The 25847-nt window shown below is 68.6% G+C and carries 27 protein-coding genes, 1 pseudogene and 1 riboswitch; of the genes and pseudogenes, 21 read left to right on the forward strand and 7 right to left on the reverse strand.

The features are described from left to right. Positions 1–10 precede the first annotated feature (10 nt). Positions 11–448 carry an Rv2732c family membrane protein gene (locus ACWCO2_RS14665; protein ID WP_450128238.1) on the forward strand — a complete coding sequence of 146 codons (438 nt, stop codon included), beginning with the start codon at positions 11–13 and terminating at the stop codon, positions 446–448. Positions 449–752: 304 nt separating this feature from the next. Then, entirely contained in the window at positions 753–1472 is a 720-nt protein-coding gene (locus ACWCO2_RS14670) for a tyrosine-protein phosphatase (protein WP_450128239.1), read from the forward strand. Between the two features lie 18 nt (positions 1473–1490). Here ACWCO2_RS14670 and ACWCO2_RS14675 read toward each other — a convergent pair whose 3' ends face one another. Continuing rightward, positions 1491–2816 carry a DUF349 domain-containing protein gene (locus ACWCO2_RS14675; protein WP_450128240.1) on the reverse strand — a complete coding sequence of 442 codons (1326 nt, stop codon included), beginning with the start codon at positions 2814–2816 and terminating at the stop codon, positions 1491–1493. Between the two features lie 344 nt (positions 2817–3160). Between ACWCO2_RS14675 and ACWCO2_RS14680 the strand changes: the two genes are divergently transcribed. The 5 genes from ACWCO2_RS14680 to ACWCO2_RS14700 all read left to right on the forward strand — a co-directional run bounded on the left by ACWCO2_RS14680 (position 3161) and on the right by ACWCO2_RS14700 (position 7495). Continuing rightward, entirely contained in the window at positions 3161–3865 is a 705-nt protein-coding gene (locus tag ACWCO2_RS14680; RefSeq protein ID WP_450128241.1) for a hypothetical protein, read from the forward strand. A gap of 88 nt (positions 3866–3953) precedes the next feature. Further along, a complete protein-coding gene (gene miaA / locus ACWCO2_RS14685; protein ID WP_450128242.1) occupies positions 3954–4865 on the forward strand; it encodes a tRNA (adenosine(37)-N6)-dimethylallyltransferase MiaA in 912 nt (303 codons plus the stop codon). 9 nt (positions 4866–4874) lie between these two features. Next, positions 4875–5717, forward strand: coding sequence for a diaminopimelate epimerase (dapF, locus tag ACWCO2_RS14690; protein ID WP_450128243.1), 843 nt, complete (start codon positions 4875–4877; stop codon positions 5715–5717). 195 nt (positions 5718–5912) lie between these two features. Beyond that, positions 5913–7280, forward strand: a complete 1368-nt coding sequence (gene hflX / locus ACWCO2_RS14695; protein ID WP_450128330.1) for a GTPase HflX — start codon at positions 5913–5915, stop codon at positions 7278–7280. 23 nt (positions 7281–7303) lie between these two features. Then, complete coding sequence (locus ACWCO2_RS14700; RefSeq protein WP_450128244.1) at positions 7304–7495, forward strand: hypothetical protein; 192 nt, start codon at positions 7304–7306, stop codon at positions 7493–7495. A 69-nt stretch (positions 7496–7564) separates the two neighbouring features. Here ACWCO2_RS14700 and lexA read toward each other — a convergent pair whose 3' ends face one another. Next, positions 7565–8281, reverse strand: a complete 717-nt coding sequence (gene lexA / locus ACWCO2_RS14705; protein ID WP_450128245.1) for a transcriptional repressor LexA — start codon at positions 8279–8281, stop codon at positions 7565–7567. A gap of 216 nt (positions 8282–8497) precedes the next feature. Here lexA and ACWCO2_RS14710 point away from each other — a divergent pair, with 216 nt between their 5' ends. The 6 genes from ACWCO2_RS14710 (at position 8498) to ACWCO2_RS14735 (ending at position 14737) form a co-directional block, all read left to right on the forward strand. Beyond that, positions 8498–8950 carry a LysM peptidoglycan-binding domain-containing protein gene (locus ACWCO2_RS14710; RefSeq protein WP_450128246.1) on the forward strand — a complete coding sequence of 151 codons (453 nt, stop codon included), beginning with the start codon at positions 8498–8500 and terminating at the stop codon, positions 8948–8950. A 287-nt stretch (positions 8951–9237) separates the two neighbouring features. Then, complete coding sequence (gene nrdR, locus ACWCO2_RS14715) at positions 9238–9720, forward strand: transcriptional regulator NrdR (protein WP_450128247.1); 483 nt, start codon at positions 9238–9240, stop codon at positions 9718–9720. A gap of 163 nt (positions 9721–9883) precedes the next feature. Then, positions 9884–12703 carry a vitamin B12-dependent ribonucleotide reductase gene (locus ACWCO2_RS14720; RefSeq protein WP_450128248.1) on the forward strand — a complete coding sequence of 940 codons (2820 nt, stop codon included), beginning with the start codon at positions 9884–9886 and terminating at the stop codon, positions 12701–12703. A gap of 294 nt (positions 12704–12997) precedes the next feature. Further along, positions 12998–13387: a TetR-like C-terminal domain-containing protein gene (locus ACWCO2_RS14725; protein WP_450128249.1), complete on the forward strand. Its 390-nt coding sequence runs from the start codon at positions 12998–13000 to the stop codon at positions 13385–13387. Between the two features lie 87 nt (positions 13388–13474). After that, positions 13475–13567, forward strand: a riboswitch (ZMP/ZTP riboswitch). Between the two features lie 25 nt (positions 13568–13592). Continuing rightward, positions 13593–14453: a bifunctional 5,10-methylenetetrahydrofolate dehydrogenase/5,10-methenyltetrahydrofolate cyclohydrolase gene (locus tag ACWCO2_RS14730; RefSeq protein WP_450128250.1), complete on the forward strand. Its 861-nt coding sequence runs from the start codon at positions 13593–13595 to the stop codon at positions 14451–14453. A 152-nt stretch (positions 14454–14605) separates the two neighbouring features. Then, complete coding sequence (locus ACWCO2_RS14735; RefSeq protein ID WP_450128251.1) at positions 14606–14737, forward strand: hypothetical protein; 132 nt, start codon at positions 14606–14608, stop codon at positions 14735–14737. Positions 14738–14781: 44 nt separating this feature from the next. On the opposite strand, the gene ACWCO2_RS14740 is transcribed toward ACWCO2_RS14735, so the two are convergent. From ACWCO2_RS14740 to ACWCO2_RS14750, 3 genes are all read right to left on the reverse strand, one after another. Beyond that, positions 14782–16062: an aminotransferase class I/II-fold pyridoxal phosphate-dependent enzyme gene (locus ACWCO2_RS14740; RefSeq protein ID WP_450128252.1), complete on the reverse strand. Its 1281-nt coding sequence runs from the start codon at positions 16060–16062 to the stop codon at positions 14782–14784. A 169-nt stretch (positions 16063–16231) separates the two neighbouring features. Then, a complete protein-coding gene (locus ACWCO2_RS14745) occupies positions 16232–17155 on the reverse strand; it encodes an NAD-dependent epimerase/dehydratase family protein (protein ID WP_450128253.1) in 924 nt (307 codons plus the stop codon). After that, a complete protein-coding gene (locus tag ACWCO2_RS14750) occupies positions 17152–17559 on the reverse strand; it encodes a hypothetical protein (RefSeq protein ID WP_450128254.1) in 408 nt (135 codons plus the stop codon). Before ACWCO2_RS14750 ends, ACWCO2_RS14745 begins: the two co-directional genes overlap by 4 nt. 112 nt (positions 17560–17671) lie before the next feature. Here ACWCO2_RS14750 and ACWCO2_RS14755 point away from each other — a divergent pair, with 112 nt between their 5' ends. The 6 genes and pseudogenes from ACWCO2_RS14755 to ACWCO2_RS14780 all read left to right on the forward strand — a co-directional run bounded on the left by ACWCO2_RS14755 (position 17672) and on the right by ACWCO2_RS14780 (position 21275). Continuing rightward, positions 17672–17866, forward strand: a complete 195-nt coding sequence (locus ACWCO2_RS14755; RefSeq protein ID WP_450128255.1) for a hypothetical protein — start codon at positions 17672–17674, stop codon at positions 17864–17866. A gap of 68 nt (positions 17867–17934) precedes the next feature. Beyond that, positions 17935–18255, forward strand: coding sequence for a TetR/AcrR family transcriptional regulator (locus ACWCO2_RS14760; protein WP_450128256.1), 321 nt, complete (start codon positions 17935–17937; stop codon positions 18253–18255). Between the two features lie 8 nt (positions 18256–18263). Beyond that, positions 18264–18635, forward strand: a complete 372-nt coding sequence (locus ACWCO2_RS14765; protein WP_450128257.1) for an MFS transporter — start codon at positions 18264–18266, stop codon at positions 18633–18635. 239 nt (positions 18636–18874) lie between these two features. Next, entirely contained in the window at positions 18875–20005 is a 1131-nt protein-coding gene (locus tag ACWCO2_RS14770) for a methyltransferase (protein WP_450128258.1), read from the forward strand. Between the two features lie 97 nt (positions 20006–20102). Beyond that, positions 20103–20854, forward strand: a pseudogene (locus tag ACWCO2_RS14775) (SDR family oxidoreductase); the annotation flags it as partial. Positions 20855–20861: 7 nt separating this feature from the next. Further along, complete coding sequence (locus tag ACWCO2_RS14780) at positions 20862–21275, forward strand: hypothetical protein (RefSeq protein ID WP_450128334.1); 414 nt, start codon at positions 20862–20864, stop codon at positions 21273–21275. Here ACWCO2_RS14780 and ACWCO2_RS14785 read toward each other — a convergent pair. Continuing rightward, the gene (locus ACWCO2_RS14785) at positions 21223–21522 is read right to left on the reverse strand and encodes a hypothetical protein (RefSeq protein WP_270948003.1); all 300 of its coding nucleotides are present in this window, start codon (positions 21520–21522) and stop codon (positions 21223–21225) included. The two genes, ACWCO2_RS14780 and ACWCO2_RS14785, sit on opposite strands and share 53 nt — an antisense overlap. Positions 21523–21680: 158 nt before the next feature. Here ACWCO2_RS14785 and ACWCO2_RS14790 point away from each other — a divergent pair, with 158 nt between their 5' ends. Continuing rightward, positions 21681–23462 (forward strand): Xaa-Pro dipeptidyl-peptidase, encoded by a 1782-nt coding sequence (locus ACWCO2_RS14790; protein WP_450128259.1) that lies wholly within the window; start codon positions 21681–21683, stop codon positions 23460–23462. Positions 23463–23707: 245 nt separating this feature from the next. Then, positions 23708–24823, forward strand: a complete 1116-nt coding sequence (locus tag ACWCO2_RS14795) for a DUF4192 domain-containing protein (protein ID WP_450128260.1) — start codon at positions 23708–23710, stop codon at positions 24821–24823. 41 nt (positions 24824–24864) lie between these two features. Here ACWCO2_RS14795 and galE read toward each other — a convergent pair whose 3' ends face one another. Beyond that, on the reverse strand, positions 24865–25827 hold the full coding sequence (gene galE / locus ACWCO2_RS14800) for a UDP-glucose 4-epimerase GalE (protein WP_450128261.1): 963 nt from the start codon (positions 25825–25827) through the stop codon (positions 24865–24867). Between the last annotated feature and the right edge of the window lie 20 nt (positions 25828–25847).

Raw genomic sequence — 25847 nt, forward strand, 5'->3', positions numbered from 1 at the left:
GGACGTGACGATGAGCGAAGCCAAGATCGGCCGAGACCTGCTGCGCCGCATCGACCCGGGCGCCCGAGCACTGGTGATCGCCTCGGTGATGCTGGTGCTGGTCGTCTCCTCGCTGCTGCCGTGGGCAGGTGACGCTGCGGGCTGGCAGGTGCTGACCGGTCAGGCGGACCCGGAGCTCAAGATTGGCCTGCTGCCGTGGCTGTTCGCGGTCAACTCCACGGTCGTCGGCCTGGGTTTCGGCTCGCTGGCGCTGATCACCCGCCGCTGGGTGTTCGCCTTCGCGGCGGGCCTGGCCGGAGCGGTGGTGACCTTCGAAGGCATGATCGCGATCTGGTCTCGCCAGACCAGCGGCCAGCACGGCCCTGCGATCGGCCTGATCCTCGCGATGGTCTGCATGGCCGTCCTGACAGTCCAGTGGATCAAGACCATCTGGACGCAGGAGGACTGAACCGTCTCCGAATGAGGGGCACCTTCGACCGCTGGTCGAAGGTGCCCCTCACTTGTGCCCGTTTTTGATCCTTTGCCTTTGAAGCGCCGAAGGCGCATAGTCCACCCTCGCAGCTTGCACCGCCGCGGGTTCTCAGCGTTCGCCTGGCGGGGACGGCCCCACTGCCGTGTATTTGGCATGCGCAGACCAGGCGGACGCTGAGGTTCCGCTACCCGCACCGCCACGCAAAACGAGTTCAAAACAGGTTCTTCGGCCGATCGGGTGAGCGCAACAACTGGTCCGGTGCTTCGGACGTCCCACGGGCATGTCGAGAGATCTTCACTGGGACGGCGGCTACAACGTTCGCGACCTGGGCGGCCTGCCCGCAGGTGACGGACAGCAGGTGCGTCGGGGCGCGGTCGTGCGCTCGGCGGGTTTGTCGTTTCTGACGGAGAACGGCTGGACGCGGGTGTGGGAGCACGGCGTCCGCACCGTCGTCGATCTGACCGACGAGGGTGAGGAGCGCGCTGACCTCGCGCCGCGACCGGCCGGTCTGACCAACCTCAAGATTCCGCTGGATCCGGTGCACGACACCGAGTTCTGGGACTACTGGGGCAAGGGCCTGCAGGGCACCCCGCTGTACCTCCGGCCGTTCCTGGACCGGTTCCCGGAGCGCACTGCGAAGGTCGTCAAGTCCATCGCGCACGCCGAACCGGGCGGCGTGATCGTGCACTGCGCCGCTGGTCGCGACCGAACCGGGATCATCGCGCTGGTGCTGCTTGCCTTCGCCGGGGTGGCGGCCGACGAGATCGTCGCTGACCACGGTCTCAGCGACGAGCGGTTGCGGCCGATGTTCGAGCGGCTCGGTCGACCGGACCAGGAGCCGGTGATCAGCGAAGTCCTCGCCGAGCGCGGCACCACCAAGCGCGAAGTGGTGCACGCGGCGCTCGACGGGTTCGACGTCGAAGCCCACCTACGAGCCGGTGGCTGCACCGACGCGGACCTGGCGGTGCTGAAGGAGAGGCTGCTCGCGCCGTCCGCGTGACGGCGCGAGCCCACGGGGCTACCGGCTGGCGATCGCCTGCTCCGCGGCCGCCAGCCACTCCCGCCACTGGTCGGCCTGCTCCTGCGCCTTCTTCGCGCGGCGCTCGTCGCCCGCGGCGCGCGCCTTCTCGGCCTGCGCCTCGAACTGCTCGACCCGCTCGCGGAACTGGTCGACCCGGGCCTGCGCCTCGGGGTCGGTGCGCCGCCACTGCGTGTCCGCGGCGGAGCGGACCTTGTCGCCCACGGTCCGCAGACGGCCTTCCAGCTCGCGCATCCGCTCCCGCGGCACCTTGCCGATCCCGTCCCAACGCTCCTGGATGCGGTGCAGGTGCGCCTGGGCGGCCTTGAGGTCTGCGGACGCATCGATCTGCTCGGCCTCGACGAGCAGCTCTTCCTTCAGCTTCGCGTTCTCGGCGAACTCGGCGTCGCGCTCGGAGAACGCCTCCGAGCGGCGGCTGAAGAACCGGTCCTGCGCGGCGCGGAACCGCTGCCACAACGCCTCGTCGCTGTCCTTCGGTGCCCGCCCAGCGGCCTTCCACTCGGCCATCAGCTGCTTGTAGCGGTTCGCGGTGTCACCCCAGTCGCTGGACTCGGTCAGCGCCTCCGCTTCCTCGACGAGTTCCTGCTTGTGGGCCTTGGACGCCGCGCGCTGCCGGTCCAGCTCGGCGAAGTGCGAACCCCGGCGGCGGCTGAACGCGTCGCGCGCCTTGGAGAACCGCCGCCACAGCTGCTCGTCGGTCTTGCGGTCGACGCCGCGGACCTTCTTCCACTCCTCGAGGATCTGACGCAGCCGGTCGCCCGCGCTCTTCCAGTGCGTGGCCTCGGCGGCGATCTCCTCGGCCTCGGCGACCAGCGCTTCCTTGCGCGCGATGGCGTCCGCTCGGGCCTGCTCCTTCTCGTGCTTGGCGCCTTCGACGGCCTGCTCGGCGCGCTCCAGCAGGTGTTCGATCCGGGCGTTGAGCGCCGTCAGGTCACCGATCACGTGAGCATCGGCCAGCGACTCGTGCAGGTGCTTGGCGTTGGTCAGGGTGTGCTTCGGGTCGCCGGCGTGGGTGCGCAGCCGGGTCTCAAGCAGCTCGACCTCGGTGAGCAGGTCGTCGAACTTGCGCGCGTAGAGGGCCAAGCCCTCGGCGGCGTCACCGGCCTGCCAGGAGCCGATCGCCCGCTCCCCGTCGGCGGTGCGGACGTAGACCGTGCCGTCGGCGTCCACCCAACCCCACTTGGTGGGATCGCTGGACGCGGTCGGTACCGCGGGCGCGGCCGTGGTTGACCCGGTGGTGCCGGTGATCGAGTCCTCGGTCGCCTTCTTGGCGACCGGCTCGGGGGTCGTGTCCTGGTGCGTCATGGCCGGCTTCCTCCTTGCGTGCCCGCTCCGATGCCCGTGCTTGGCACGGGCGCCCCGAACCATCGGGGCCCAGCAAGCGGTGACCCGAACCCATCGGCGGTCCGTCCTCCGCTGGCGCATTCAAACAGGTCAAGGCGCGAATCGGTACTCCGTCGCGGAATTGACGCGCCGGAGCAACGGCGAACCTCCGCGCGCGGCGTCCGCAGCGATCTTGTGACCTGCACGGCTTCATTGTCTTCAAGCACCTGTTCGGTTGCAGAGGGCAGGGGTGGACAAGCCGACGTCGAAGCCGCTCGCGGCTCCCCGCTCCGTGCCATTCGCCAGTGCCTCTACCGTGCACAGATGTGATCGCCTGTGTCGCTGTGGTGCCGTACCCGCCGTTGCTCGCCCCCGCGCTGACCGTGCGCGCCGACGCGGAAACCGAGCGTTTGCGGGGCGCCTGTTCGCGCGCCGTGTCCAGTCTGACTGAATGTGCAACCGAATGGGTGGCCGTTGCCGCAGATCGATCCGGCCCGCTCGTGCTGGGCCCGGACTCAGCCGGAACCTTCTCGGGGTTCGGCGTCGATGTCCCGGTGACGTTGGGCGGCACCGCGCCCGCGGACCCGGAGTTCCCGCTCCCCGCGCTGATCACCGGTCTGCTGCGCGAACAGGCAGGTGCCAGCTCTGCATCGGTGCACCTGCTCTCCCCGGACACTCCGGCGGAAGAGAGCCAGCGGCTCGGTGAGTCGTTGGCGGAGGAAGCCGTTGGCCTGCTGGTCCTGGCGGATGGCACGAACTGCTCCGACGAGCGCTCGCCGTACCTGCCGGACGAGCGAGCCGGGCAGCTCGACGAGCAGATCCGCACTGCGTTGGCCGATGTCGGCACCGACCGGCTCCGGGCGCTGGACCCGGAGCTGTGCGCCGAACTCGGTGTCGAAGGCCGCGCGGCGCTCCAGGTGCTGCCGGGAGTCGTGGCCGCCAGCGGCGGAACCTGGCGAGGCGAGCTCCTCTACTCGGCAACGCCATACGGAGTCACCTACCACGTCGCAACCTGGACCCGGCAGCCCTGAACCCGCCGCCGTCACCCTGAAATTGACGCCTCGCGGCAGGGGAGTGGTGGGGATCCGGTAGGCCGGGGGCAGGAACTAAGGTCGAGGGGTGCAGTGCCTTCCCCACCTGGTGGCGATCGTCGGTCCCACCGCTACCGGCAAGTCGGATCTGGCCGTGGAGCTCGCCCAGGAGCTTGGCGGTGAAGTGATCAACGCGGACGCGATGCAGCTCTACCAGGGGATGGACATCGGCACCGCCAAGCTCACCGAGGCCGAGCGCCAGGGCGTTCCGCATCACCTGCTCGACGTCCTCGTCGTCACCGAGACTGCGTCGGTCGCGGCCTACCAGCGGCAGGCGCGCGGCGTCGTCGAGGACGTACTCGCCCGCAACCGCACGCCGATCCTGGTCGGCGGCTCCGGGCTCTACGTGCAGGCCGTGATCGACGACCTGACCTTCCCCGGCACCGACCCGGAGGTCCGCAGCAAGTTCGAAGCGGAGCTCGCGCAGGTCGGCCCCGCGGCCTTGCACCGACGGCTGGAGGAGCTGGACCCGGCGGCCGCCGCGGCGATCCTGACCAGCAACGGGCGGCGCATCGTGCGTGCGCTCGAAGTCATCGAGATCACCGGCAAGCCGTTCTCGGCGAACCTGCCGAAGCCCGGGCCGCCGCGTTACGGCGCGGTGCTGCTGGGCCTGGACCGCCCGGTCGAGGCCCTCGACGAGCGCGTCGACCTGCGCGTCACCCGCATGTTCGACGCGGGACTGGTAGACGAGGTCCGCAGCCTGGAGAAGGTCGGGCTGCGCGAGGGGCGCACCGCCAGCCGCGCCCTCGGCTACCAGCAGGTTCTCGCCGAACTTGACGGCGCGGAGGACATGGCGGAGGCCGCGGCCGAGACCGCCAAGCTCACCCGCCGCTTCGTCCGGCGGCAGCGTTCCTGGTTCCGCCGCGACCTCCGGACCCGCTGGTTCGACGCCGCCGACCCGGCGCTGGTCGCCGATGTCCAGGCCGCACTCGCTCCGTAGACTTGCCTCGTGCGCACTTCTCAGGGGCCCGAGTTCATCAAGGGCCACGGCACCCAGAACGATTTCGTCATCCTGCCCGACCCGGACGGCGCGTTGGAGCTGACCGAGGAGCGGGTGCAGGCGCTGTGCGACCGCCGCCGCGGGCTGGGCGCGGACGGCGTGCTGCGAGTGGTCCGTGCCGGCGCGCTGCCGGACGCCCCCGCCGACGTCCCGGCGGACGTGTGGTTCATGGACTACCGCAACGCCGACGGCTCGATCGCCGAGATGTGCGGCAACGGCGTGCGGGTGTTCGCCCGCTACCTGGTCGATGCCGGGCTGGCCGCTGAAGGTGAGCTGCCGGTCGGCACCCGCGCGGGCGTGCGACCGGTCCGGATCCGCGAGGACGGGCACGTCACCATCCACATGGGCGCGGCGAAGATCTTCGGCGAGTCCACCACCAACGCTTCCGGCCGCACCTTCACCGGGGTTGCCGTCGACGTCGGCAACCCCCACCTGGCCTGCGTGAGCGACGTCGAGCTGGAAGGCCTGGACCTGAAGACTCGGCCGCCGCACGACCCCGACCTGTTCCCGAACGGCACGAACATCGAGTTCGTCCGGCCGCTGGACGGCGACCACGTGCAGATGCGGGTCTACGAGCGTGGAGTGGGCGAAACCCGCTCCTGCGGTACCGGCACCGTCGCAGCGGCCGTCGCGGCGCTGCGTGCGTCCGGTGCGGACACCGGGCGTCGAGTCGTGCACATCCCCGGTGGCACCGTCGAGGTGGAGGTCACCCCGACGACTGCCACGCTCACTGGGCCGGCCGTCCTGATCGCCCGCGGGCACCTCGACCCGACCTGGTGGCAGAACGCGTAACGGTTCGGCTGTTGGTGGCCTCACACGGGTGCAAACGGGTCACCGCCAGTTCGAGGCGTGAAAATCAGTCGCGGACCGTGGGACAATGGTGTTGATATGAAAAATTCTTTGACCTGGTCCGCCGAACTCGACCACGACGTGATCGAAGCCGACGAATACGAATCCGCTCCGTCCGCAGATCCGTCCACGGGCGAAATGGAACGCGACGAGCGCGCGTCGCTGCGGCGGATCGCGGGGTTGTCCACCGAGCTCGCGGACATCACCGAGGTCGAATACCGCCAACTCCGCCTGGAGCGCGTGGTGCTGGTCGGTGTCTGGACCGATGGCGACGCCGCGCACGCCGACGCCTCGCTCGAGGAGCTGGCCCGACTGGCCGAAACGGCCGGCTCGGAGGTGCTGGAGGGCATCATCCAGCGCCGCGACCGCCCGGACCCCGGCACCTACGTCGGTTCCGGCAAGGTGCTCGAGCTCCGCGACATCGTCGTGGCGACCGGTGCGGACACCGTGATCTGCGACGGTGAGCTCTCGCCCGGCCAGCTGCGTCAGCTGGAGGAGAAGCTCAAGGTCAAGGTGGTCGACCGGACCGCGCTGATCCTGGACATCTTCGCCCAGCACGCCCGCTCCAAGGAGGGCAAGGCGCAGGTCGAGCTCGCCCAGCTCCAGTACTTCCTGCCGCGCCTGCGCGGTTGGGGCGAGACGATGTCCCGGCAGGCAGGTGGCCGCGCCGGGGCCAACGGCGGTGTCGGTACCCGTGGTCCTGGTGAGACCAAGCTGGAGACCGATCGGCGGCGTATCCACAAGCGCATAAGCAAGCTCCGCAAGGACCTGGCCGCGATGAGCACGGTGCGCGGTACCAAGCGGGGCCGCCGGGAGGCCAACGAGGTGCCGAGCGTGGCCATCGCCGGCTACACCAACGCGGGCAAGTCCAGCTTGCTCAACGCGCTAACCGGCGCGGGCGTGCTGGTGGAGGACGCGCTGTTCGCCACCCTGGACCCCACCACCCGCCGGGCCGCCACTCCGGACGGTCGCGCTTACACGCTGACAGACACCGTCGGTTTCGTGCGCCACCTGCCGCACCAGCTGGTCGAGGCGTTCCGCTCCACGCTGGAGGAGGTCGGCGGCGCGGATCTGCTGGTGCACGTCGTGGACGGCTCCGAGGGGTCGCCGCACGAGCAGGTCGCCGCGGTGCGCGAGGTGCTCAGCGAGATCGGCGACGAGCACGAGTCGGAGATGCCGCGGGAGCTGCTGGTGGTGAACAAGATCGACTCGGTGGATGAGACGCGCATGGCAGAGCTGCGACGGTTGCTGCCGGGCGCGATGTTCGTCTCCGCGCACAGCGGCGCGGGCGTGGAGGAGCTGCGCGAGGCCATCGCCGAACTGCTGCCCCGCCCGGACGTCTTCGTCTCCGCGCTCGTGCCTTACACCCGCGGCGAACTGGTCGCGCGCGTGCACGCCGAGGGCGAGGTCGTCGCTGAGGAGCACACCCCGGACGGCACCAGTCTGCAAGCCAAGGTCCGATCCGACCTGGCCAGCGCGCTGGAGCCCTTCACCGGCAAGGGCTGAGAACTGCGGTTGCACTGCTGCTGGTGACGTCGGGCACCGCCTCGGCGTCACCATTTCTGCGCGTCGGTAGTCCTGACCAGACGACGGGCCGAATCCGTCAGTCCGTCGGTCAAGCCGAGCAGGACCGGCGCTTCAACCGGCCAGCACTGCTGTTCGCCGCTGTGCTGGCCGGGCTGTCTGTCTTCCGCACGGGCCGACTGCGCCGCAAGCGCTGACCCGGGTATCACCAGACCCGGGTATCAACGTTGCTCGGCCCCGCAGGAAGAACCTCTAGAACGGTCGTCTCAGAGACGACGCAAAACTGCGACTACCTTGCCGAGGATCGCCGCGTCGTCGCCCAGGATTGGCTCGTAGGCGGCGTTGTGGGGCAGTAGCCAGACGTGCTCGTCGGTGCGCTTGAAGGTCTTCACCGTCGCCTCGCCGTCGATCATCGCGGCCACGACGTCGCCGTTCTCGGCGTCCGGCTGCTGGCGCACGGCGACCCAGTCACCGTCGGTGATGGCGAGGTCCACCATGGAATCGCCGACGACCTTGAGCAGGAACAGCGTTCCGTCGCCGACGATTTCCTTCGGCAGCGGGAAGACGTCCTCGATCGACTCCTCGGCCAGGATCGGACCACCGGCCGCGATGCGTCCCACCACCGGCACGTAGGCGGGCTTGGCCTGCCCGGAACCCTCCAGCTCCAACTCGCCGCCGACCAGCACGCCGACCGTGCGCGGACGGTGCGGATCCCGGCGCAGGTAGCCCTTCCGCTCCAGCACGCGGAGCTGGTAGGCGACAGACGAGGTCGAGGTGAGGCCGACGGCATCACCGATCTCGCGCACGCTTGGCGGATAGCCGTGCTCGCGCATCCACTTGCGGATGGCGTCCAGCACCCGCAGCTGGCGTTCGCTGAGTTCTTCGACTCCGCTGGGCTGCTCGGGCAGGGCGTGCACCTCGGCCTGGGAGTCCTTGATGTCTTGTACCTGGCCCTTGATCGAGCCGGTCGCATTGCTCGCCACCGCTGCCTCCTGTCCATGTGGGTGAACTGCGGTGTTGATCGCGGGGGCGTTCGGAACGCCCGGTTTCCACAGTAGACGCGCGAAACGTAGAGATCAAACACCTGTTCGAGTTAATTTTGACCCCAGATATCGCGCTTCGGGGCACTCTTGGTACACAATCGCACGCAGGTTCGATCGAACATTTATTCGATCTTGGTTCGCGGTGCGGGAGGCGGCATGACCACGTTCATCGATGCGGCGGGGCGGACGCGCCAGGTCGAGCGGCGGTCGGCCGCCCGGCGGAGGACGACTGATCCGGTCGTAGTGATCCGGCCGCGCGACGGAGAGGTGCAGGCAGCTTGCCGGGTCGCGTCGCGCGCGGCGCAGCCAGCTGCGGACGCGTACGACCGGGCGCGCCGGAGCGGCGAATGGATTTGGCTGACCTCGGTGGCGATCTTCACTTTCCTCATTGTCATGCTGGTGGGCCTCTTCGGGTTCCGCGACGCGCTGATGGCGGGTGGTACCACCCTGGTCGAGGTACGCGCCGGTGACACTCTGTGGGGGATAGCCGACCAGGTGGCCCCGGCTGGCGACCCGCGGGCCGTGGTCACTCGGATCGTGGAGCTGAACGGGTTGGACACGACCGCCGTCGAGGCTGGTCGACTGCTAGTGGTTCCGGTGTCCGATTGATCCACTTGACGGAGTGGCCGGGGTCTCGTGTCCGGGTGCTCCATGCGGCGACCTGCCGGTTTTCAAGCGCGGTGTGCGAGGGGGGTGGACGCGGCACGCAGAAGGCCGTTCCTGGTTTGCATCGCGCTCCCGGCGCGGTTTAGAGTTGACCACAACATCTAGTAGTTACGTCCGTGTGTTTAGTCCACAGGTTGGGCTTGTAAGGTGTTCGCGCACCCACGGAGCGTGAGTGGTCGTCGACTGCCGTGAGGCAGGTGGCGGCGAACTGGGGAAGGGGGTGAGTGCCGGTGCGGTGCCCATTCTGCCGCGGGGAGGACTCCAGGGTCGTCGATTCGCGCGAGGTCGAGGAAGGTCAGGCGATCCGGCGCAGGCGATCGTGCTCGACGTGCGGTCGGCGCTTCACGACCATCGAGGAACTGGTGCTGTCGGTGGTCAAGCGCTCCGGTGTCACCGAGCCCTTCAGCCGGGAGAAGGTCGTGCGCGGCGTGCGCCGCGCGTGCCAGGGGCGTCCGGTCGAGGAAGACGCGCTGCAGCAGCTCGCGCACCAGGTGGAGGAGACCGTCCGGTCGCTCGGCGTGTCCGAGCTGCCCAGCCACGAGGTCGGTTTGGCGATCCTCGGGCCGCTGCGCGAGCTGGACGAGGTCGCCTACCTGCGCTTCGCGAGCGTGTACCAGGCGTACTCCTCGGTGGAGGACTTCGAGAAGGAGATCGCCGAGCTGCGAGCGGCCCGCGAGGCCGCGCAGAGCGGTGCGGAGAACAGCAGTGAGTAAGGCGCGCCGGCGCGCGGTTCGCCGCCAGGCCGGAAACGCAAGACATCAGCCGGAGTCCCAACCGGGGACGCCGCTGAGTGAACAGCCACGACCGAACCGGACGGGTAGCCCGGACGGGGCCGACCAAGCACGACGAGTGAGTGACAAGGAAGAGGGTCAGGTCATGACAGAGACCGTCGGTAGCCCGGCCGGCGCAGCGGGGGAGTCGGCAGCAGGTGCCCGCGAGGGCATCCGGGTGCAGCGCGTCTACACCACCGAGGGGGTGCACCCCTACGACGAGGTCAAGTGGGAGCACCGCGATGTGGTGATGACCAACTGGCGGGACGGGTCGGTCAACTTCGAACAGCGCGGTGTCGAGTTCCCCGACTTCTGGTCGCTCAACGCGGTCAACATCGTCACCAGCAAGTACTTCCGCGGTGCGATGGGTTCCGAGGAGCGGGAGAGCAGCCTCCGGCAGCTCATCGACCGGGTCGTCAAGACCTACGTCGCCGCCGGTGTCGAGTACGACTACTTCGCCACCGACGCCGACGCGGAGATCTTCGAGCACGAGCTGACCTGGATGCTGCTGCACCAGGTGTTCAGCTTCAACTCCCCGGTGTGGTTCAACGTCGGCACCAGCTCGCGCCAGCAGGTGTCCGCCTGCTTCATCCTCTCCGTCGACGACACGATGGAGTCGATCCTCGACTGGTACAAGGAAGAGGGCCTGATCTTCAAGGGCGGTTCCGGCGCCGGCCTGAACCTGTCCCGCATCCGTTCCTCCCGCGAGCTGCTGTCCTCGGGCGGCACCGCGTCCGGTCCGGTTTCGTTCATGCGCGGTGCGGACGCCTCGGCGGGCACCATCAAGTCCGGTGGCGCGACCCGCCGTGCGGCGAAGATGGTCGTGCTGGACGTCGACCACCCGGACATCGAGGAGTTCATCGAGACCAAGTCGCGCGAGGAGCACAAGATCCGCGCGCTGCGCGACGCCGGGTTCGACATGGACCTCGGTGGCGCCGACTCCAACTCGGTGCAGTACCAGAACGCGAACAACTCGGTGCGCGTCTCCGACGAGTTCATGCGCGCGGTGGAGAGCGACGGCCAGTTCGGGCTGCGCGCCCGCACCTCCGGTGAGGTGCTGGACTCGGTGCAGGCCCGCGCCCTGTTCCACAAGATGGCCAAGGCCGCTTGGGGTTGCGCCGACCCGGGCATCCAGTACGACGACACGATCAACGACTGGCACACCTCGCCGGAGACCGGTCGGATCACCGCGTCCAACCCGTGCTCGGAGTACATGCACCTGGACAACTCCAGCTGCAACCTGGCGTCGCTGAACCTGCTCAAGTTCCTGCGCGATGACCTGACCTTCGACGCGGACCTGTTCGAGAAGGCCGTCGAGTTCGTCATCACCGCGATGGACATCTCGATCTGCTTCGCGGACTTCCCGACCGAGCCGATCGGCACCACCACCCGCAAGTTCCGCCAGCTGGGCATCGGCTACGCCAACCTGGGTGCGCTGCTGATGGCCACCGGTCACGCCTACGACTCGGACGGCGGCCGGGCTCTGGCGGCGGCGATCACCTCGCTGATGACCGGTACCGCCTACAAGCGGTCGGCCGAGCTGGCCGGTGTGGTCGGCCCGTACGAGGGCTACGCCCGCAACGCCGAGGCGCACCAGCGCGTCATGCGCAAGCACGCCGCGGCCAACGACCTGGTCCGCACCTACCACCAGAACGACGCCGCCGTGCACAAGCTGGCGACGAAGGTGTGGCAGGAGGGCCTGGAGATCGGTGCCCGCAACGGCTGGCGCAACGCGCAGGCCTCCGTGCTGGCCCCGACCGGGACCATCGGCCTGATGATGGACTGCGACACGACCGGCATCGAGCCGGACCTGGCGCTGGTCAAGTTCAAGAAGCTGGTCGGCGGCGGCTCGATGCAGATCGTCAACCAGACGGTGCCGCGGGCGCTGAAGGCGCTGGGTTACCAGGACGAGCAGATCGAGGCGATCGTCGAGTTCATCGCCGAGAACGGCCACGTGGTCGACGCGCCGGGTCTGCGCCCGGAGCACTACGAGGTCTTCGACTGCGCGATGGGCGAGCGCTCGATCGCGCCGATGGGCCACGTGCGGATGATGGCCGCGGTGCAGCCGTTCATCTCGGGTGCGATCTCCAAGACGGTCAACATGCCGGAGTCGGCGACCATCGAAGAGGTCGAGCAGCTCTACTTCGAGGGCTGGAAGCTGGGTCTGAAGGCGCTGGCGATCTACCGCGACAACTGCAAGGTGGGTCAGCCGCTGTCGGCGGGCAAGGGCGACAAGGCCGAGAAGGAGAAGGAGGTCGAGAAGCAGATCGAGTACCGCCCGGTCCGCAAGCGGCTTCCGAAGAAGCGTCCGAGCCAGACGGTGTCGTTCACCGTGGGTGGCGCCGAGGGCTACCTGCACGCCGGTTCGTACCCGGACGACGGGCTGGGCGAGATCTTCGTCAAGCTCGGCAAGCAGGGTTCGACCCTGGCGGGTGTCATGGACGCCTTCTCGATGTCGATCTCGGTGGGTCTGCAGTACGGCATTCCGCTGGAGTTCTACGTCTCGAAGTTCCAGAACCTGCGCTTCGAGCCGGCCGGCATGACCGACGACCCGGACGTCCGGATGGCCAGCAGCGTGCTGGACTACTTGTTCCGCCGTCTGGCGCTGGACTACCTGCCCTACGAGAAGCGTGCCCAGCTGGGCATCTTCACCGCCAATGAGCGGGAGGCGCAGGTCAGCGGTGAGGCGGTCCCGGCCGAGCAGCCGAACGAGGTCCACCTGGACACCCTGCGCTCTACTGTGGACTACTCGAAGAAGGAGAAGTCCGAGGACTTGAACCGGGCGGGCAGCTCGACCGAGCTCCTGGAGCTGCGCCTGGGCAAGGCCGCGGACGCGCCGCTGTGCATGACCTGCGGCACCAAGATGCGTCCGTCGGGTTCCTGCTACCTCTGCGAGGGCTGCGGCTCCACCTCCGGCTGCAGCTGAGGTTGGATTTACTGCATCTAACACAACATTGAGCACCTGACGCGGAGTCGTGAAGGTGCTGGTGAAAGGGGAGTCGGCCGCTCAGGTCGGCTCCCCTTTCTGGTGCATACGCCGTCCACTGGGCCACCTGTGCCGTCGCTCGAGCAAAGGAGACGGCGGCGAGCGGTAGTTCAGTCAGAGCGCGGCGCATGAAAAACAGCACCGGCTTACGGTGGACAACGTCGCGCAGCGTGCGGGGGTGCACAACGGTCTACCGTCGGTGGACGGACCGAGAGAGCCTCGTCGTGGACGCGCTTGCCGACCACGTCGCCGCCCGATACCGGCGCTGTTGACACCGATCTCCGCGAACTCGCGCACTCGCTCGTGCGCACGATGACGAGCCCGATCGGACAGGCCGTCCTCGCGGCGATGCTCTCGGATGCGGCGCGCCTACCGGAGATCGCCGACGCCAGGAAGCGCATCTTCAGCGACCGGCTCAGGCGCGCCGAACCGGTGATTGCGCGGGCTGTCGAGCGCGGAGAACTTCCCGCCGACACAGATCCCGGCGAACTGCTCAAGACACTCGCCGCGCCGATCTACTTCCGACTGCTGATCAGCGCCGAGCCGGTCGACGACGTCACCGCCGAGCACGCGGCCGCCCTCGCGCTCGCCGCCGCACGAGGCGGCGTGGTGCGGAAGAAGTGAGCCGGACGCCGGAAGATAAAGAAGTCTCCGGCGGAGCGATGCTCGCCACCTGTTGGACGGCCAGCAAGGGCGGAGCCGTTATCGTGGGTGCGGGGCCGTGACTGGCGTTCAGGTGGAGTACCACCGGGGAGCGGCCCGGCCGGCTGTGCCGGTCCGAAGCCGCGCGCCTGGGTGATCAGGAAGAACGACACCCGAGGAGCAACGCATGGCTGACTCTCGTCTGATCGACGGCACCGCGGTGGCCCGCGACATTATGGATCGCACCGGCGAGAAGGCCGCGCACTTCGAGAAGCAGACCGGGGCCAAGCCCTGCCTGGCGACGGTGCTGGTCGGCGAGGACCCAGCTTCGGTCACCTACGTGCGGATGAAGCGGAACCGGTGCGCGAAGTACGGCATCGAGTCCCGTCACGTGCCGCTACCGGACACGATCACGACCGAGGAACTGGTCGGCGCGATCACCGAGCTGTCGAACGACCCGTCGGTGCACGGCATTCTGCTGCAGCACCCGGTCCCGGCCCACATCGACGAGCGCTCGGCGTTCGACGCCATCTCGGCGGAGAAGGACGTCGACGGTGTCACTTCGCAGTCCTTCGCGTCGATGGCGTTCGGATTCGACGGTTTCGCCTCGTGCACGCCGGCGGGGATCATGCGCCTGCTCGACGCCTACGACGTGGATCCGCGAGGCAAGCACGCTGTGGTGATCGGCCGCAGCGCCATCTTGGGCAAGCCGATGAGCATGCTGCTCCTGGGGCGCGACGCGACGGTGACGGTGTGCCACTCGAGGACTACCGACCTGCCCTCGCACGTGCGGAACGCGGACATCGTGGTCGCTGCGGTCGGCAAGCCGGAGTTCGTCCGCGGCGAGTGGCTCAAGCCCGGTGCGGTCGTGATCGATGCGGGCTACAACGAGGGCAACGTCGGCGATGTCGAGTTCGACGAAGCGGCCACCCGCGCCGGCCTGATCACCCCGGTCCCGGGCGGGGTTGGCCCTACAACGATCGCGGTTCTGCTCGAGCAGACCGTCACCGCAGCCTTCCGCCAGCAGCGAATCCCCACCGAGGCGTAGTACGGACCGGATCCACATCGGACGCTGATCGCCGCTCCGGATCGGAGCGGCGATCGCGGGATTTTCGTTCGCGCGCAATGCGAAACTGGTATCCGGCCCGGACAGCTGGGACACCTGGACCTGCCTCGGGGGTCTGACCGAGAGGTCTTGGCGTGTTTCGTGAACGGTTGATCCAGGACGAGCAGCAGGCGCGTCAGGCAGCCGAGTGGCTCACGGAGTCCGAGCTCGGCGCCTCGAAGGTCTTCCTGTGGGTTGCGGCGAGGTTGGTCGCAGCTGGCGGTTGATGCCTGGGTGGGGGGCTGCACCCGCGACCCCCCCACCAGTGGCGTCAGTTCTGGCGGTCGGCGAGGAGCTTCTCGGTGCCGACGAGGCGGACGCAGGTGGCCAGGCCCGCGATGGCCTCTTCGAGTTCCGCCTGGTCCGGGAAGGTCGGAGCGATGCGGATCATGCTGTCGGTCGGGTCGTCGCCGTAGGGGTGGGTCGCGCCGGCCGGGGTGAGGGCGATGCCCGCCTCCTTGGCCTTCGCGACCACCGCGCGGGCGCAGCCCTCGGGGACCTGCAGGCTGATGAAGTAGCCGCCGACCGGCTTGGTCCACGAGGCGAGGTCGGTGTCGCCCAGCTCAGCGGTGAGGATCTTGTCGACCGCGTCGAACTTGGGGCGGATCAGCGCCGCGTGCTGCCGCATGTGCTCACGCAGGCCCTCGGCGTCGCGGAGGAAGCGGACGTGGCGCAGCTGGTTGATCTTGTCCGGGCCAATGCTGCGCTTGGCGGTGCAGCCCAGCCACCACTCGACGTTGGCGGGGGAGGAGCCGAAGAAGGCGACACCGCCACCGGCGAAGGTGATCTTCGAGGTGGAGCCGAAGACGAACGCCCGTTCCGGGTTGCCGTTCTCGGCGCACAGCGCGAGCACGTCGGCGATCTCAACGGCCTCGGCGGTGAGGTGGTGCACCGCGTAGGCGTTGTCCCAGAAGATCCGGAAGTCCGGGGCGGCGGTGGGCATGGCGGCCAACCGGCGCACGGTCTCGTCGGAGTAGACGACGCCGTCCGGGTTGCTGTACTTGGGCACGCACCAGATGCCCTTGATCTTCGGGTCCTCGGCGACGAGGCGCTCGACGACGTCCATGTCCGGGCCGTCCGCGGTCATCGGGACCTGGATCATCTTGATGCCGAACCGCTCGCACAGCGCGAAGTGCCGGTCGTAGCCGGGGACCGGGCACAGGAACGCGATCTCGGGCTCCTCGACCCAGCGGCGCTGGCCGCCCGGGAGAGTGCCGAGCTGTGCGAAGACCAGCGCGTCGTGCATCAGCTCGAGGCTGGAGTTGCCAGCGGCCAGCAGCTGCTCGGCCGGCACCTGCAGGTCGTCGCTGAAGATCGCCCGCAGCTCGGGCAGACCCTGCTGCCCGCCGTAGTTGCGCAGGTCGGTGCCGTTCGCGGAGGTCAGCGGGCCCTGGACGGTCGCCAGGTCGTTGGAGAGGTCGAGCTGGCGTGGCGACGGCTTGCCCCGGGTGAGGTCCAGCTGCAGGCCGCGCGCGACCAGGGCCGCGTGGTCCTGGCTGGCGCGATCGCGCTGGGCGGTCAGCTCTTCGACGGTCGATGCTGGAGCGTTCACCGGGGTCCCTTCGCCGTGAATCGTGGATCAGGCCACCTGTACACCCTAATGACCTGCTCGCCGCCATTTCGACGGCACCGGGATGTGGTGCGTGCCGGCCGCCCGGCGCGGCGGCGGAATCCTCGCGTTGCCAACCGATCCGGTGGATCGTGTTCCTGGCCACAGCCCGTCACCGCAGTGCTGAAGGCAGACCTTCGCGATAGGTCGGGTACTGCGGCGTCCAGTCCAGTTCGCGTTTGGCCTTGCTGTTGTCGAGCCGGATCTGAGTGCCGACCAGCAGGGCGTGCAGGTAGGGGGTGGCTCGCAGCAGCCAGCCGGGTATGCGCAGCGGGGCTGGCGCTCCCGCGGTCTTGGCCACCGCGCTCAGGAAGTCGCCCATGTCGACGGGCTGGTCGTCGACGATGTTGTACGCCTGACCGGCTCGTCCGCGCTCGAGTGCGGCGATCGTGGCGGAGGCGGCGTCGGCGATGTGGATCGGGTGCAGCGTCGCTGCCGGGCGCGGAACGGGGAGCAGTCGTTTCCGCGCCAATGCCAGCATCTTCCGCGTCGCGGGCTCGGGTCCGTAGAACAGTCCGTAGCGCAAGGCGATGCCTTCGATCCCCGAAGCTCCGAGCACCTGGTCCTCATTGGACCGCAGCGACCGCAGGTGGTGGTCGAAAGCGCCGTGCCCCGTCTCGGCGAACGGGTGGTCTTCGGTGAGGCTTTGCTGGCCGTGGTCGCGCCATCCGTAGCCGAGGAAGAACGACTGGGTGACGAACCTGTGTGCCCCGAGCTGCGTTGCGGCGCGCAACAGGTTTCGCGTACCCACATCGCGCAGTGCATCGGTGGGGTGCAGGTCGCGGTGGTGAGCGGGGGTTCGCGTGATGGCGGTGGCCTGGTGGATCACCGCGTCCGCGGTCTGCCCGTCGAGCGCGGTCAGGAGTGCATCAGCGTTCATCACGTCGGCGATCACGGGCACGACTCCGGCGGCGCGGATTCGCTGCGCCCCGGTGGAACTCCGGGTGAGTCCGATGACCTCGTGACCCGCTGCGAGCAGCTGGGGCACAAGTGCGGAGCTGATCGTCCCAGTTGCTCCGGCCAGCACGACTCTCATCGTCCGACCTCCAATCCGGAGTGACGGATCGTGCGCATCCGGATCAGGAGTGCGGCGGCCCCCAGTGCGGCCGTGCCGAACAGGATCCACGAATCGGACGGGCGACCGCCACCGGTGTCGACTGCGTGGTTGATCCCGTGGAGCAGGTCGACGACCACGAATCCGGTGAGCACGACGACCAGCGCATCGCGCCAGGTCAGGGCGGTGAGCATCATCAGCCCGATGCCGATCTGGAACACCCCTGCGTCGTGCAGGAAGTGCTCGTGGTTCGGCCAGTTCGCCCACTCCGCGAAGCTCGTCGGATCGAGCCGGCACCAAGAGCCGGTCACGAGCATCATGGCTGCGCCGATGATGGTCACGGTCGTGGTGAAGACGTTCCGCGGGCACTGTGCGTACGTTGTCATCGAGACCCTCCTTCTCGTCGCTGGGTGGACGAGAAGGGCCGCCGGGACGTGACACGAGCGCAGAAGCGGTTGGCGGATCGGTGAGTCGAAGCCCGACTGGATTCGCCTCGAAGTGCTCTGGAAGGTCGGTTTGCGGGCGAACCCGGTGTTCCGCGTGCGGTCGGATCCCCTCATCGTCGCAACGTTCGTCGAGCCCTACCGGGGCGTGAGTCGGATCGTCTGGCCGGTCGTCGTCCCGATCCACCTGGTGGCGCGGCGCTATCTGCTCTCCCGGGCCGTGCGCTTTACGCCAGACACGACTCGCTGACGCTTGCTTGGGCGAGGCGTCGACGCCAGTATTGGACAGCTCGTTTCATGACCTGTTGCGGTCCTCGCATGGCGCGACCGAGGTTGTTCGACGAGGACCGTGCGCTGGAGGCCGCGATGCGGACCTTCTGGGCGAATGGTTACGAGGCGACGTCGACCCAGGATCTGTGCGAGGCGACCGGCCTCGGTCGCAGCAGCATCTACAACACCTTCAACAGCAAGCACGACCTGTTCATGCGCTCGCTCGTCCGCTACATCGATGCCACGACCAAGCAGCTGTCGATCCTGGACGACCCCGAGAGCTCCGAGCTGGAGCGGATTCGGGCGCTGTTCGCGGTGATCGTCGAATCGGAGCTGGATAACCGCCGGGGCTGGTGTTCGCCGGGCTGATGCCGCAGATGGCCGTCGGACTCGACGCCACCATCCCGCAGATCGGCTACCTGATCATCGCGTTCGCCGCCGCGATGGCCCTCGGCGGGCCGTTCCTCACTGTCGCGCTGATGAAGTTCCGGCCGAAAACGGCGCTGCTGAGCCTGTTCGGGATCTTCCTCGCCGGCAACCTGCTGGCGGCCACCGCGGCGGGGTACGGGGTGATGGTGGTGGCCCGCGTCATCACCGGTGTGGCGTCCCAGGCGTTCTTCGGAATCGCGCTGTCGTTGTGCGCGCAGCTGACCCGTCCCGAGGTGCGTGGCCGCGCCATCGCAGTGGTGATGGACGGACTGATGCTGGGCACCCTGCTCGGCATGCATCGGTCTGTGTCAACGGTCTAGAAGCACCCGCGCTGCGACGTGCTGGGTTCCTGTCCGGCACGTCGCAGCGCGGGTGCGCTAGCCTCCACGGCATGACGGCTCCTGCTCATGCTGCTGTGGTCGGTTAGTTCCGGATCCCACCCCACCGGCCGAGGCGTGCGTGCCCGGCTGGGGATCTGAGCGTCCACCTTCCGCTTCGTGCAGCTCAAGCGCGCAATTCGCTGCTGAGCTGCATTCGACCGCATCAGCAGGAGCGGTTCATGCACCTTCCAGAAGTCGATGCTGCTTGCGCGCAGCAGGTCATGCCCGGAAATGCGCTGCGTTGGTTCTCGGTTAACGGCGCAGAACCACCGGCTCAGTTCGTCCACGCCGATGACCGGATGCCTGCGAACCGGGCGTGCCAGCTGGTATCCCGGGGGACGGGCTTGCTGTGGCAGGGCGATTTCCACCAGGCCCGCCAACTCCTCAGCGCGATCTCCCGCCGTCTGCAGCGGCCGCAGAAGCGCACTTCGTCTGCCACCGAAGCGTTCTTCCACCACCGGCAGGAACAGTCGCGCAGAGCACGGGCGCTGTCACTCGTCATGGTCCGCATCGAGAGTGACCATGTGCTGGCGCTGCGTCGCGCACCAGACGTTGGTCCTGCTTGCCGCGACGTTTACGGAGAGGTTGACGCGCCGTACGTCGTCCCGCTGCGGGAGTTGCTAGGCGTCATCAGTGCGAGGGAATGGCGGAGGAAGGGCGTCGCAGTGCCAGCGCTCGGGGCACACATCCACCCGCACTACGGCGTGTTCGCCCCGACGAGGAACGAGTACGTCGACCTGGTCGCAGATGCTCCGCTGTCGCAGATCCGGACCGCATTCGACATCGGTACTGGAACCGGCGTGCTGGCAGCGGTTCTCGCGCGCCGCGGCGTGGTACGGGTGGTGGCCACGGACAGCTCGGCACGAGCGATCCGGTGCGCCGAGGACAACGCGCGACGGTTGGGACTCGCCGGTCGGATCGAACCTGTGGAGGCAGACCTCTTCCCGCCGGGACGTGCGCAGCTGGTCGTGTGCAACCCGCCGTGGGTGCCTGCCCAGCCGCATTCGTCGCTGGACCACGCGGTCTACGACCCGGAGAGCCGGATGCTGCGGGACTTCCTCGATCGATTGCCCGCCCACATGCAGCCGGGAGGGGAGGGGTGGTTGATCCTCTCGGACCTGGCTGAACGCCTTGGCCTGCGCACTCGAGCCGATCTGCTCGAGGCCATTCACCGGGCCGGGCTTCATGTCGTCGCCAGATCGGACACCGAGCCTCGTCATCCGAAGGCCGCAGCGTCCGAAGATCCGCTCCACGCCGCCCGCGTCGCGGAGGTCATCTCTCTGTGGCGGCTCGCGCCGCTCGAGGGCTGAACGGGCATTCGTGGGTGTCGTCCTGGGCGGCACCCACGGGTGTCACGTTCTGCGGCTTCGACTCGTCCTCCTGGTGTCTTCGGGAAAGGACGGATGAGTGCGGAATCCGATTTTGGTGACTGGCGGGACGGGCACGCTGGGCACAGCAGTGGTGGACCAGTTGCTCGATGCCGGACACGACCTGCGAGTGCTCAGCCGTAGGACTCACTCGGCCGTTGCCAGGCACGAGTGGGCGACCGGGGATCTGCGCACGGGCGATGGCATGGACGCGGCGACGTCGGGAGTCGACGCCATCGTGCACTGCGCAACGACGTTGGGGCGCAAGGACGTGGCGGCGACGCAGCGACTGATCGACTCGGCGCGGCGCAACGGCGATCCGCACCTGATCTACATCTCGATCGTCGGCGTCGACGAGGTGCCATTGCCCTACTACCGGGCGAAGCTCGAAGCCGAGGAACGCGTGGTGAGCTCGGGATTGCCGTGGACGATCCTGCGGACCACCCAGTTCCACGACCTGGTGGCCCGGATGACCTCGGCGCAACGCCGGTCACCGGTGATCGCGACGCTCGCGGGAGTGGACTTCCAGCCGATCGACGTCCGGGAGGTCGCGGCGCGTCTGGCCGAGCTCGCGGTCGGCGCTCCGACGGGCCGCGTCCCGGACATGGGCGGGCCGGAGATCCGCAGCCACCGCGACCTCGCCCGCGTGTACCTGGCACCGGACGCCGTCGGCTCGTGCTGCCGATCCGCGTGCCGGGCGCAGCTTTCGCCGGTTATCGCCGCGGTGGACACCTGGCTCCGGAGCAGGCGGTCGGCCGCGTGACCTTCAGCGATTTCCTCGCCGAACGGGGCGCTGACGATGCGCGCCTGGCTCCGCACGGGTCTGTTCGTCCTGACCTTCGTGCACGTCGCAACGGGAACTTGGACGTTGTTCTTCCCGCAGTCGTTCTACGACGATGTGCTGACCGTCAGCGACTACCCGCCGTTCAACGAGCACCTGTTCCGCGACTTCGGGGCGATGAACCTGGCCATGGCAGTGGTGCTCGGCGCAGCCGCGATGCTCCTCGACCGGCCCCTGGTCCTCGTCGCGTTGGCGTCGAACCTCGTCTGGGTCGTGCCGCACCTGGTCTTCCACACCGTGCACCCAGCGCACACGGCAGGCCCGCTGCTGGTGGTGGGCCTGACCGCGATCGTCGCGATTCCGGTGGCGCTGCTCGCGCTTACCCGCGGTGCTTTGCCAGCAGGTGCGCGGCGACAGCAGTCGCACCGGTGACGGAGAAGACCGACGGCCAGGCCCCGATCTTCTTGGCCAGCGGGTGCGAGCCGGTCAGCGCTGCGGTGTAGGTGGCGCCCAGGGCGAGGGCCGGGACGACGCCGGTCCGGCGGCGGCAGGTCTCCATCGCGGCGAGCCCCGCGCCTGCCGCGACAACTCCGCCCCAGTGCCGGTGCTTGGTGGCGCGGGCGACCGCGAAACCGCCGATCAAACCGGCCGAGGTGAGCAGGCTGGACGGGATGGACATGCGCACTCCTTGCAGCTGGCGGCGGACTTGTTCCCGCGACTCTACCGGGACGCGGGCGGGGAAATTTGGCGCAAACCCGCCCAGAACGTGCTTCACCGGGCATTTCGAGCTAAGAAATGTGCTGGTGTCATGTCCCTTCGATGTTCCCGGGAGCCTGCATGCGGCGCGTTCGGATAGGTTTGCTGGCTGCGTTGTGCGTCCTACCGCTGAGCGGACCGCCCGCGATGGCGCAACCGCCGCAGGGCCCCGTGTTCCAGGACGGGGAGGCGCAGCCGGTGTTCGATCCGGGGCAGGCGGTGCGCGAGGACCTGTTCGTGACCGCGCCCGTGGACAGCGATCACGACGGGCAGGACGACCGGGTGCACGTCCAGGTGGTGCGGCCGAAGGAAACCGACCAGGGCCTGCGCGTTCCGGTCGTCTACCAGGCCAGTCCTTACTTCTCCGGTGGCAACGACGTCCCGAACCACAACGTCGACACCGAGCTCTACGTGCCGGAGAAGCCCGGCAACCGGTCGCTGCGCACCTCCGCCGCTGACGAGCGGATGGCGGTGGCCGCCGACATCAAGTGGGACTACGAGGAATACCTGCTGTCCAGGGGATTTGCCGTGGTGTACGCGGAATCCCTGGGCACCGGCGAGTCCACCGGATGCCCGACCACCGGGGCCGATAACGAGACCATCGGCGCGAAATCGGTCGTCGACTGGCTCAACTCGCGAGCTCCCGGGCACGACGCCGACGGCGCGCTCGTGGCGGCCGGCTGGGCGACCGGCAAGGTCGGGATGATGGGCGTGTCCTACAACGGCACGCTGCCCAACGCGGTGGCCAGCACCGGCGTCGACGGGCTGGAAGCGATCGTGCCGATCGGTGCGATCTCGAACTGGTACGACTACTACCGCAGCGACGGAGCGGTCGTCGCGCCCGGCGGCTACCAGGGCGAAGACGCCGACGTGCTCGCCGAGTACGTGCACACCCGAGCCGACCGCGAACCGTGCCGCGCGGTGCTCGACCAGCTCAGGGCGGACCAGGACCGGATCACCGGCGACTACAGCCCGTTCTGGGACGAGCGCAACTACCTCAACGACGTCGGAAACGTCCGGGCCGCAGTGCTTTCCGTGCACGGGCTCAACGACTGGAACGTCAAGACCAGGCAGGCAGCCCAGTGGTACGAGGCGCTGCGCGAGCGCGATGTTCCGCACAAGATCTGGTGGCACCAGTCCGGACACACCGACCCGATCCGGCTCCGCAAGGAGGAGTGGCTGCGTGAGCTGAACCGCTGGTTCACCCGCTACCTGTACCAGGTGCCCAACGGCGTCGAGGGCGAGCCGCGCGCCACCGTGCAGCGCGAGGACGGCAGCTGGAGCCAGGAGCCGGAATGGCCCGCGCCGCAGGCCGAAGACGTGGTCCTGCGGCCGACCCCCGGCGGTCCTGAGCGGGGTGGGCTGACCACGGAGAAGAAGTCCGACCGGGCCGTTGAGTCGCTGCGCGACGACGCGACTCGGCTGGCCGAAGACCTCGCGGCCGCACCGAGTTCGCCGAACCGGTTGGCCTACTTCAGCGAACCGCTCGCGGAGCAGGCCCGGGTCAGCGGAACGGTGCGGGCGGAGTTCGCCCTGGCCTTCGACCGGTCGGCAGCGAACGTGACCGCGCTGCTGGTGGACCAGGCGCCGGACGGCTCGGTGTCGGTGGTGACCCGGGGTTGGGCCGACCCGCAGAACCGGCAGAAGATCGACATGACCTCGCCGATCAAGCCCGGGCAGACCTACCGGATCGAGGTGGCCATGCAGCCGGACGACTACGTGTTCGCGCCGGGGCACCGCCTCGGCGTCGTCGTGCTGTCCAGCGATCATGACTTCACGCTGCGTCCGAAGCCGGGCGCGGGGCTGGCGCTGGACCTGTCCCGCACGTCGATCACGCTGCCGATGCTCGGGTCCGTCCGGTAGCGGTCCGAGGGTTCAACGGGCAGTCGGAGTTTCGACTCCGACTGCCCGTTTTTGATAGAACTTCGCGTTGTTGCGCCGGTTGCGGAGCGCATTCGCCGATCAAGCGATCCGCTTCACCCCGCCGAATGTCATTCCATAGTGGACTTTTCGGGATTCTGATCGTCAATTGTCCACAGCGGACCAATTGATCCACAGATTCCGAAAAACCCCTTTCCTCAACGGGATTCGGCGGTGATGGTGGTGGCATGACAACGCGACTGAACACCACCGTTTCGCTGACCGAGCCCGACGACGTGCTGGCCGCGGTGCCGCACATGCTCGGCTTCCACCCGACCAACTCGCTCGTGGTGCTGACGCTGCACGACCTGGGGTTCACCCCGAGGTTCGGCGTCACCGTGCGCACGGACCTGCCCTGTTCGATGCGGATATGCGGATTCGGCGAATACCTGCTGTCCGGACCGCTGGGGCGGCAGCGGGCGGAAGCCGTCATCCTCGTCGTCATCGGGGAAGGACCCAGCGAGGACGCCTGCGACGACAACTGCGCCGGCGCCTGCCAACGACCATTGCTCAACGGGACCGATGCGGACGAGATCGATACCGGTCCGCCGCACGCGGACCTGGTCGACATGATCCGGGATTCCTTCCACCGGGCCGGAATCGTGACGGCGCACGCCATGTGGGCGCCGGAGATCCAGGCCGGTGCCCGTTGGCACTGCTACTCCGATCCGGAGTGCTTCGGCGAGATCCCCGACCCGAAGTCCTCGCCGGTCGCGGCTGCGATGGCCGCAGCGGGAGCGGTGACCTTCGGCAGCCGCGACGAACTCCGCGCGCTGGTGGCACCCGAGTCGCCCCAGACCGTCACGCGCTGGTCGGCGAAGCTCGACGCGCTGGCCGAGGAACGGATCGAAGACCACGATCCGGCCAGGGTGGCGCGAGACGTGCAGCTCGTGCACGCGGCCATCCAGCGCGCGGCCAGTGGTTCCGCGCTGACCGAGGACGACAAGCTACGGGTGCTGCTAGCGGTGTCCGACACCCGAGTCCGCGACATCGCCTTGGGCACCGCACTGGGCGAAACGGCCAAGGCGGCCGAAGAGCTCTGGCTCGCCCTGGTCCGCAACGCCCCGGACCCGGAACTGCCCGAAGTCGCCGCGCTGCTGGCGTTCTCCGCCTACCTGCGTGGCGAGGGTGCGCTCGCCGGGGTCGCGCTGGAAAGGATCGAGCGGACCGAGCCGGACCACCAGCTGGGAGCCCTGCTGCGGCAGGCCATGGAAGCAGGCCTGCCGCCCACCGAACTGGCCGTCATCGCCAGAGACGCCGCTGAAGACGCCCGGATCATGCTCGAAGAGGACGGAGCTTGGTGATGCAGGACAACGCGAAGATCCGACTGCGCGGGAACCGCTGCTCAGGCCCCCTGGCGCTGCTGGGTGAACTGCCAGGCGTCGCGCACGATGACGTCGAGGTCGGCTCGCTGCGGCTGCCAACCCAGCTCGTCCCGCGCGCGCTGGCTCGACGCCACCAGCGTCGCCGGGTCACCGGCGCGGCGCGGCGCCACCTTGGCGGGGATCGGGTGACCGGTCACCCGGCGGCAGGTGTCGATGACTTGCTTGACCGAGAAGCCGGTGCCGTTGCCCAGGTTGTAGATCCGGTGCTCGCCAGCGACGGCGTTCTCCAGGGCCAGCAGGTGGGCGTCGGCCAGGTCCGTGACGTGGATGTAGTCGCGGACGCAGGTGCCGTCCGCGGTGGGCCAGTCCTCGCCGAACATCTGCACCTGCTCCCGCTGGCCGAGGGCGACCTGCAGCACGATCGGGATGAGGTGCGTCTCGACGGTGTGCCGCTCGCCGAAGGCGTCGTGCGCGCCCGCCACGTTGAAGTACCGCAGGCTGACCGCGCCGATGCCGTGGGCGTTGGCGTAGGAGGTGATCGCGTGGTCGATGGCCAGCTTCGTCGCGCCGTAGGTGTTCGTCGGCCGCGTCGCGGTGTCCTCCGTGATCGGCGAGACCTCCGGTTCCCCGTAGGTCGCCGCGGTGGAGGAGAACACCAACCGGGGCGTGCCGTGCTCGCGCATCGCGTCCAGCAGCCGCAGCGAGGTGACCACGTTGCCCTGCCAGTACTTCTGCGGGTCCTGCATGGATTCGCCGACCAGCGACTTGGCCGCGAAGTGCAGCACACCGTCGAACGGCTCCGCGAGCAGCTCGCTCGCCGCTGCGGCGATGTCGGCCTCGACGAACTTGCAACCGTCCGGGACCGCGTCGGCGTGCCCGGTGGACAGGTCGTCGACCACGACGACCTCGTGACCGGACTCCACCAGGCGTGCGGCGCACACGCTTCCGACGTAGCCGGCGCCGCCTGTGACGAGGAGCTTCAACTCGGTACTGCCTTCCGTGC

Source organism: Saccharopolyspora sp. NPDC002376 (assembly GCF_053593195.1).

Excerpts from the sequence above, each read along its gene's own strand:
- ACWCO2_RS14665 (WP_450128238.1), top strand. The coding sequence starts at position 11 with ATGAGCGAAGCCAAGATCGGCCGAGACCTGCTGCGCCGCATCGACCCG.
- ACWCO2_RS14670 (WP_450128239.1), top strand. The coding sequence starts at position 753 with ATGTCGAGAGATCTTCACTGGGACGGCGGCTACAACGTTCGCGACCTG.
- ACWCO2_RS14675 (WP_450128240.1), bottom strand. The coding sequence starts at position 2,816 with ATGACGCACCAGGACACGACCCCCGAGCCGGTCGCCAAGAAGGCGACC.
- hflX (WP_450128330.1), top strand. The coding sequence starts at position 5,913 with ATGGAACGCGACGAGCGCGCGTCGCTGCGGCGGATCGCGGGGTTGTCC.
- ACWCO2_RS14710 (WP_450128246.1), top strand. The coding sequence starts at position 8,498 with ATGACCACGTTCATCGATGCGGCGGGGCGGACGCGCCAGGTCGAGCGG.
- ACWCO2_RS14720 (WP_450128248.1), top strand. The coding sequence starts at position 9,884 with ATGACAGAGACCGTCGGTAGCCCGGCCGGCGCAGCGGGGGAGTCGGCA.
- ACWCO2_RS14730 (WP_450128250.1), top strand. The coding sequence starts at position 13,593 with ATGGCTGACTCTCGTCTGATCGACGGCACCGCGGTGGCCCGCGACATT.
- ACWCO2_RS14745 (WP_450128253.1), bottom strand. The coding sequence starts at position 17,155 with ATGAGAGTCGTGCTGGCCGGAGCAACTGGGACGATCAGCTCCGCACTT.
- ACWCO2_RS14750 (WP_450128254.1), bottom strand. The coding sequence starts at position 17,559 with ATGACAACGTACGCACAGTGCCCGCGGAACGTCTTCACCACGACCGTG.
- ACWCO2_RS14760 (WP_450128256.1), top strand. The coding sequence starts at position 17,935 with ATGGCGCGACCGAGGTTGTTCGACGAGGACCGTGCGCTGGAGGCCGCG.
- ACWCO2_RS14765 (WP_450128257.1), top strand. The coding sequence starts at position 18,264 with ATGGCCGTCGGACTCGACGCCACCATCCCGCAGATCGGCTACCTGATC.
- ACWCO2_RS14770 (WP_450128258.1), top strand. The coding sequence starts at position 18,875 with ATGCACCTTCCAGAAGTCGATGCTGCTTGCGCGCAGCAGGTCATGCCC.
- ACWCO2_RS14780 (WP_450128334.1), top strand. The coding sequence starts at position 20,862 with ATGCGCGCCTGGCTCCGCACGGGTCTGTTCGTCCTGACCTTCGTGCAC.
- ACWCO2_RS14785 (WP_270948003.1), bottom strand. The coding sequence starts at position 21,522 with ATGTCCATCCCGTCCAGCCTGCTCACCTCGGCCGGTTTGATCGGCGGT.
- ACWCO2_RS14790 (WP_450128259.1), top strand. The coding sequence starts at position 21,681 with ATGCGGCGCGTTCGGATAGGTTTGCTGGCTGCGTTGTGCGTCCTACCG.
- ACWCO2_RS14795 (WP_450128260.1), top strand. The coding sequence starts at position 23,708 with ATGACAACGCGACTGAACACCACCGTTTCGCTGACCGAGCCCGACGAC.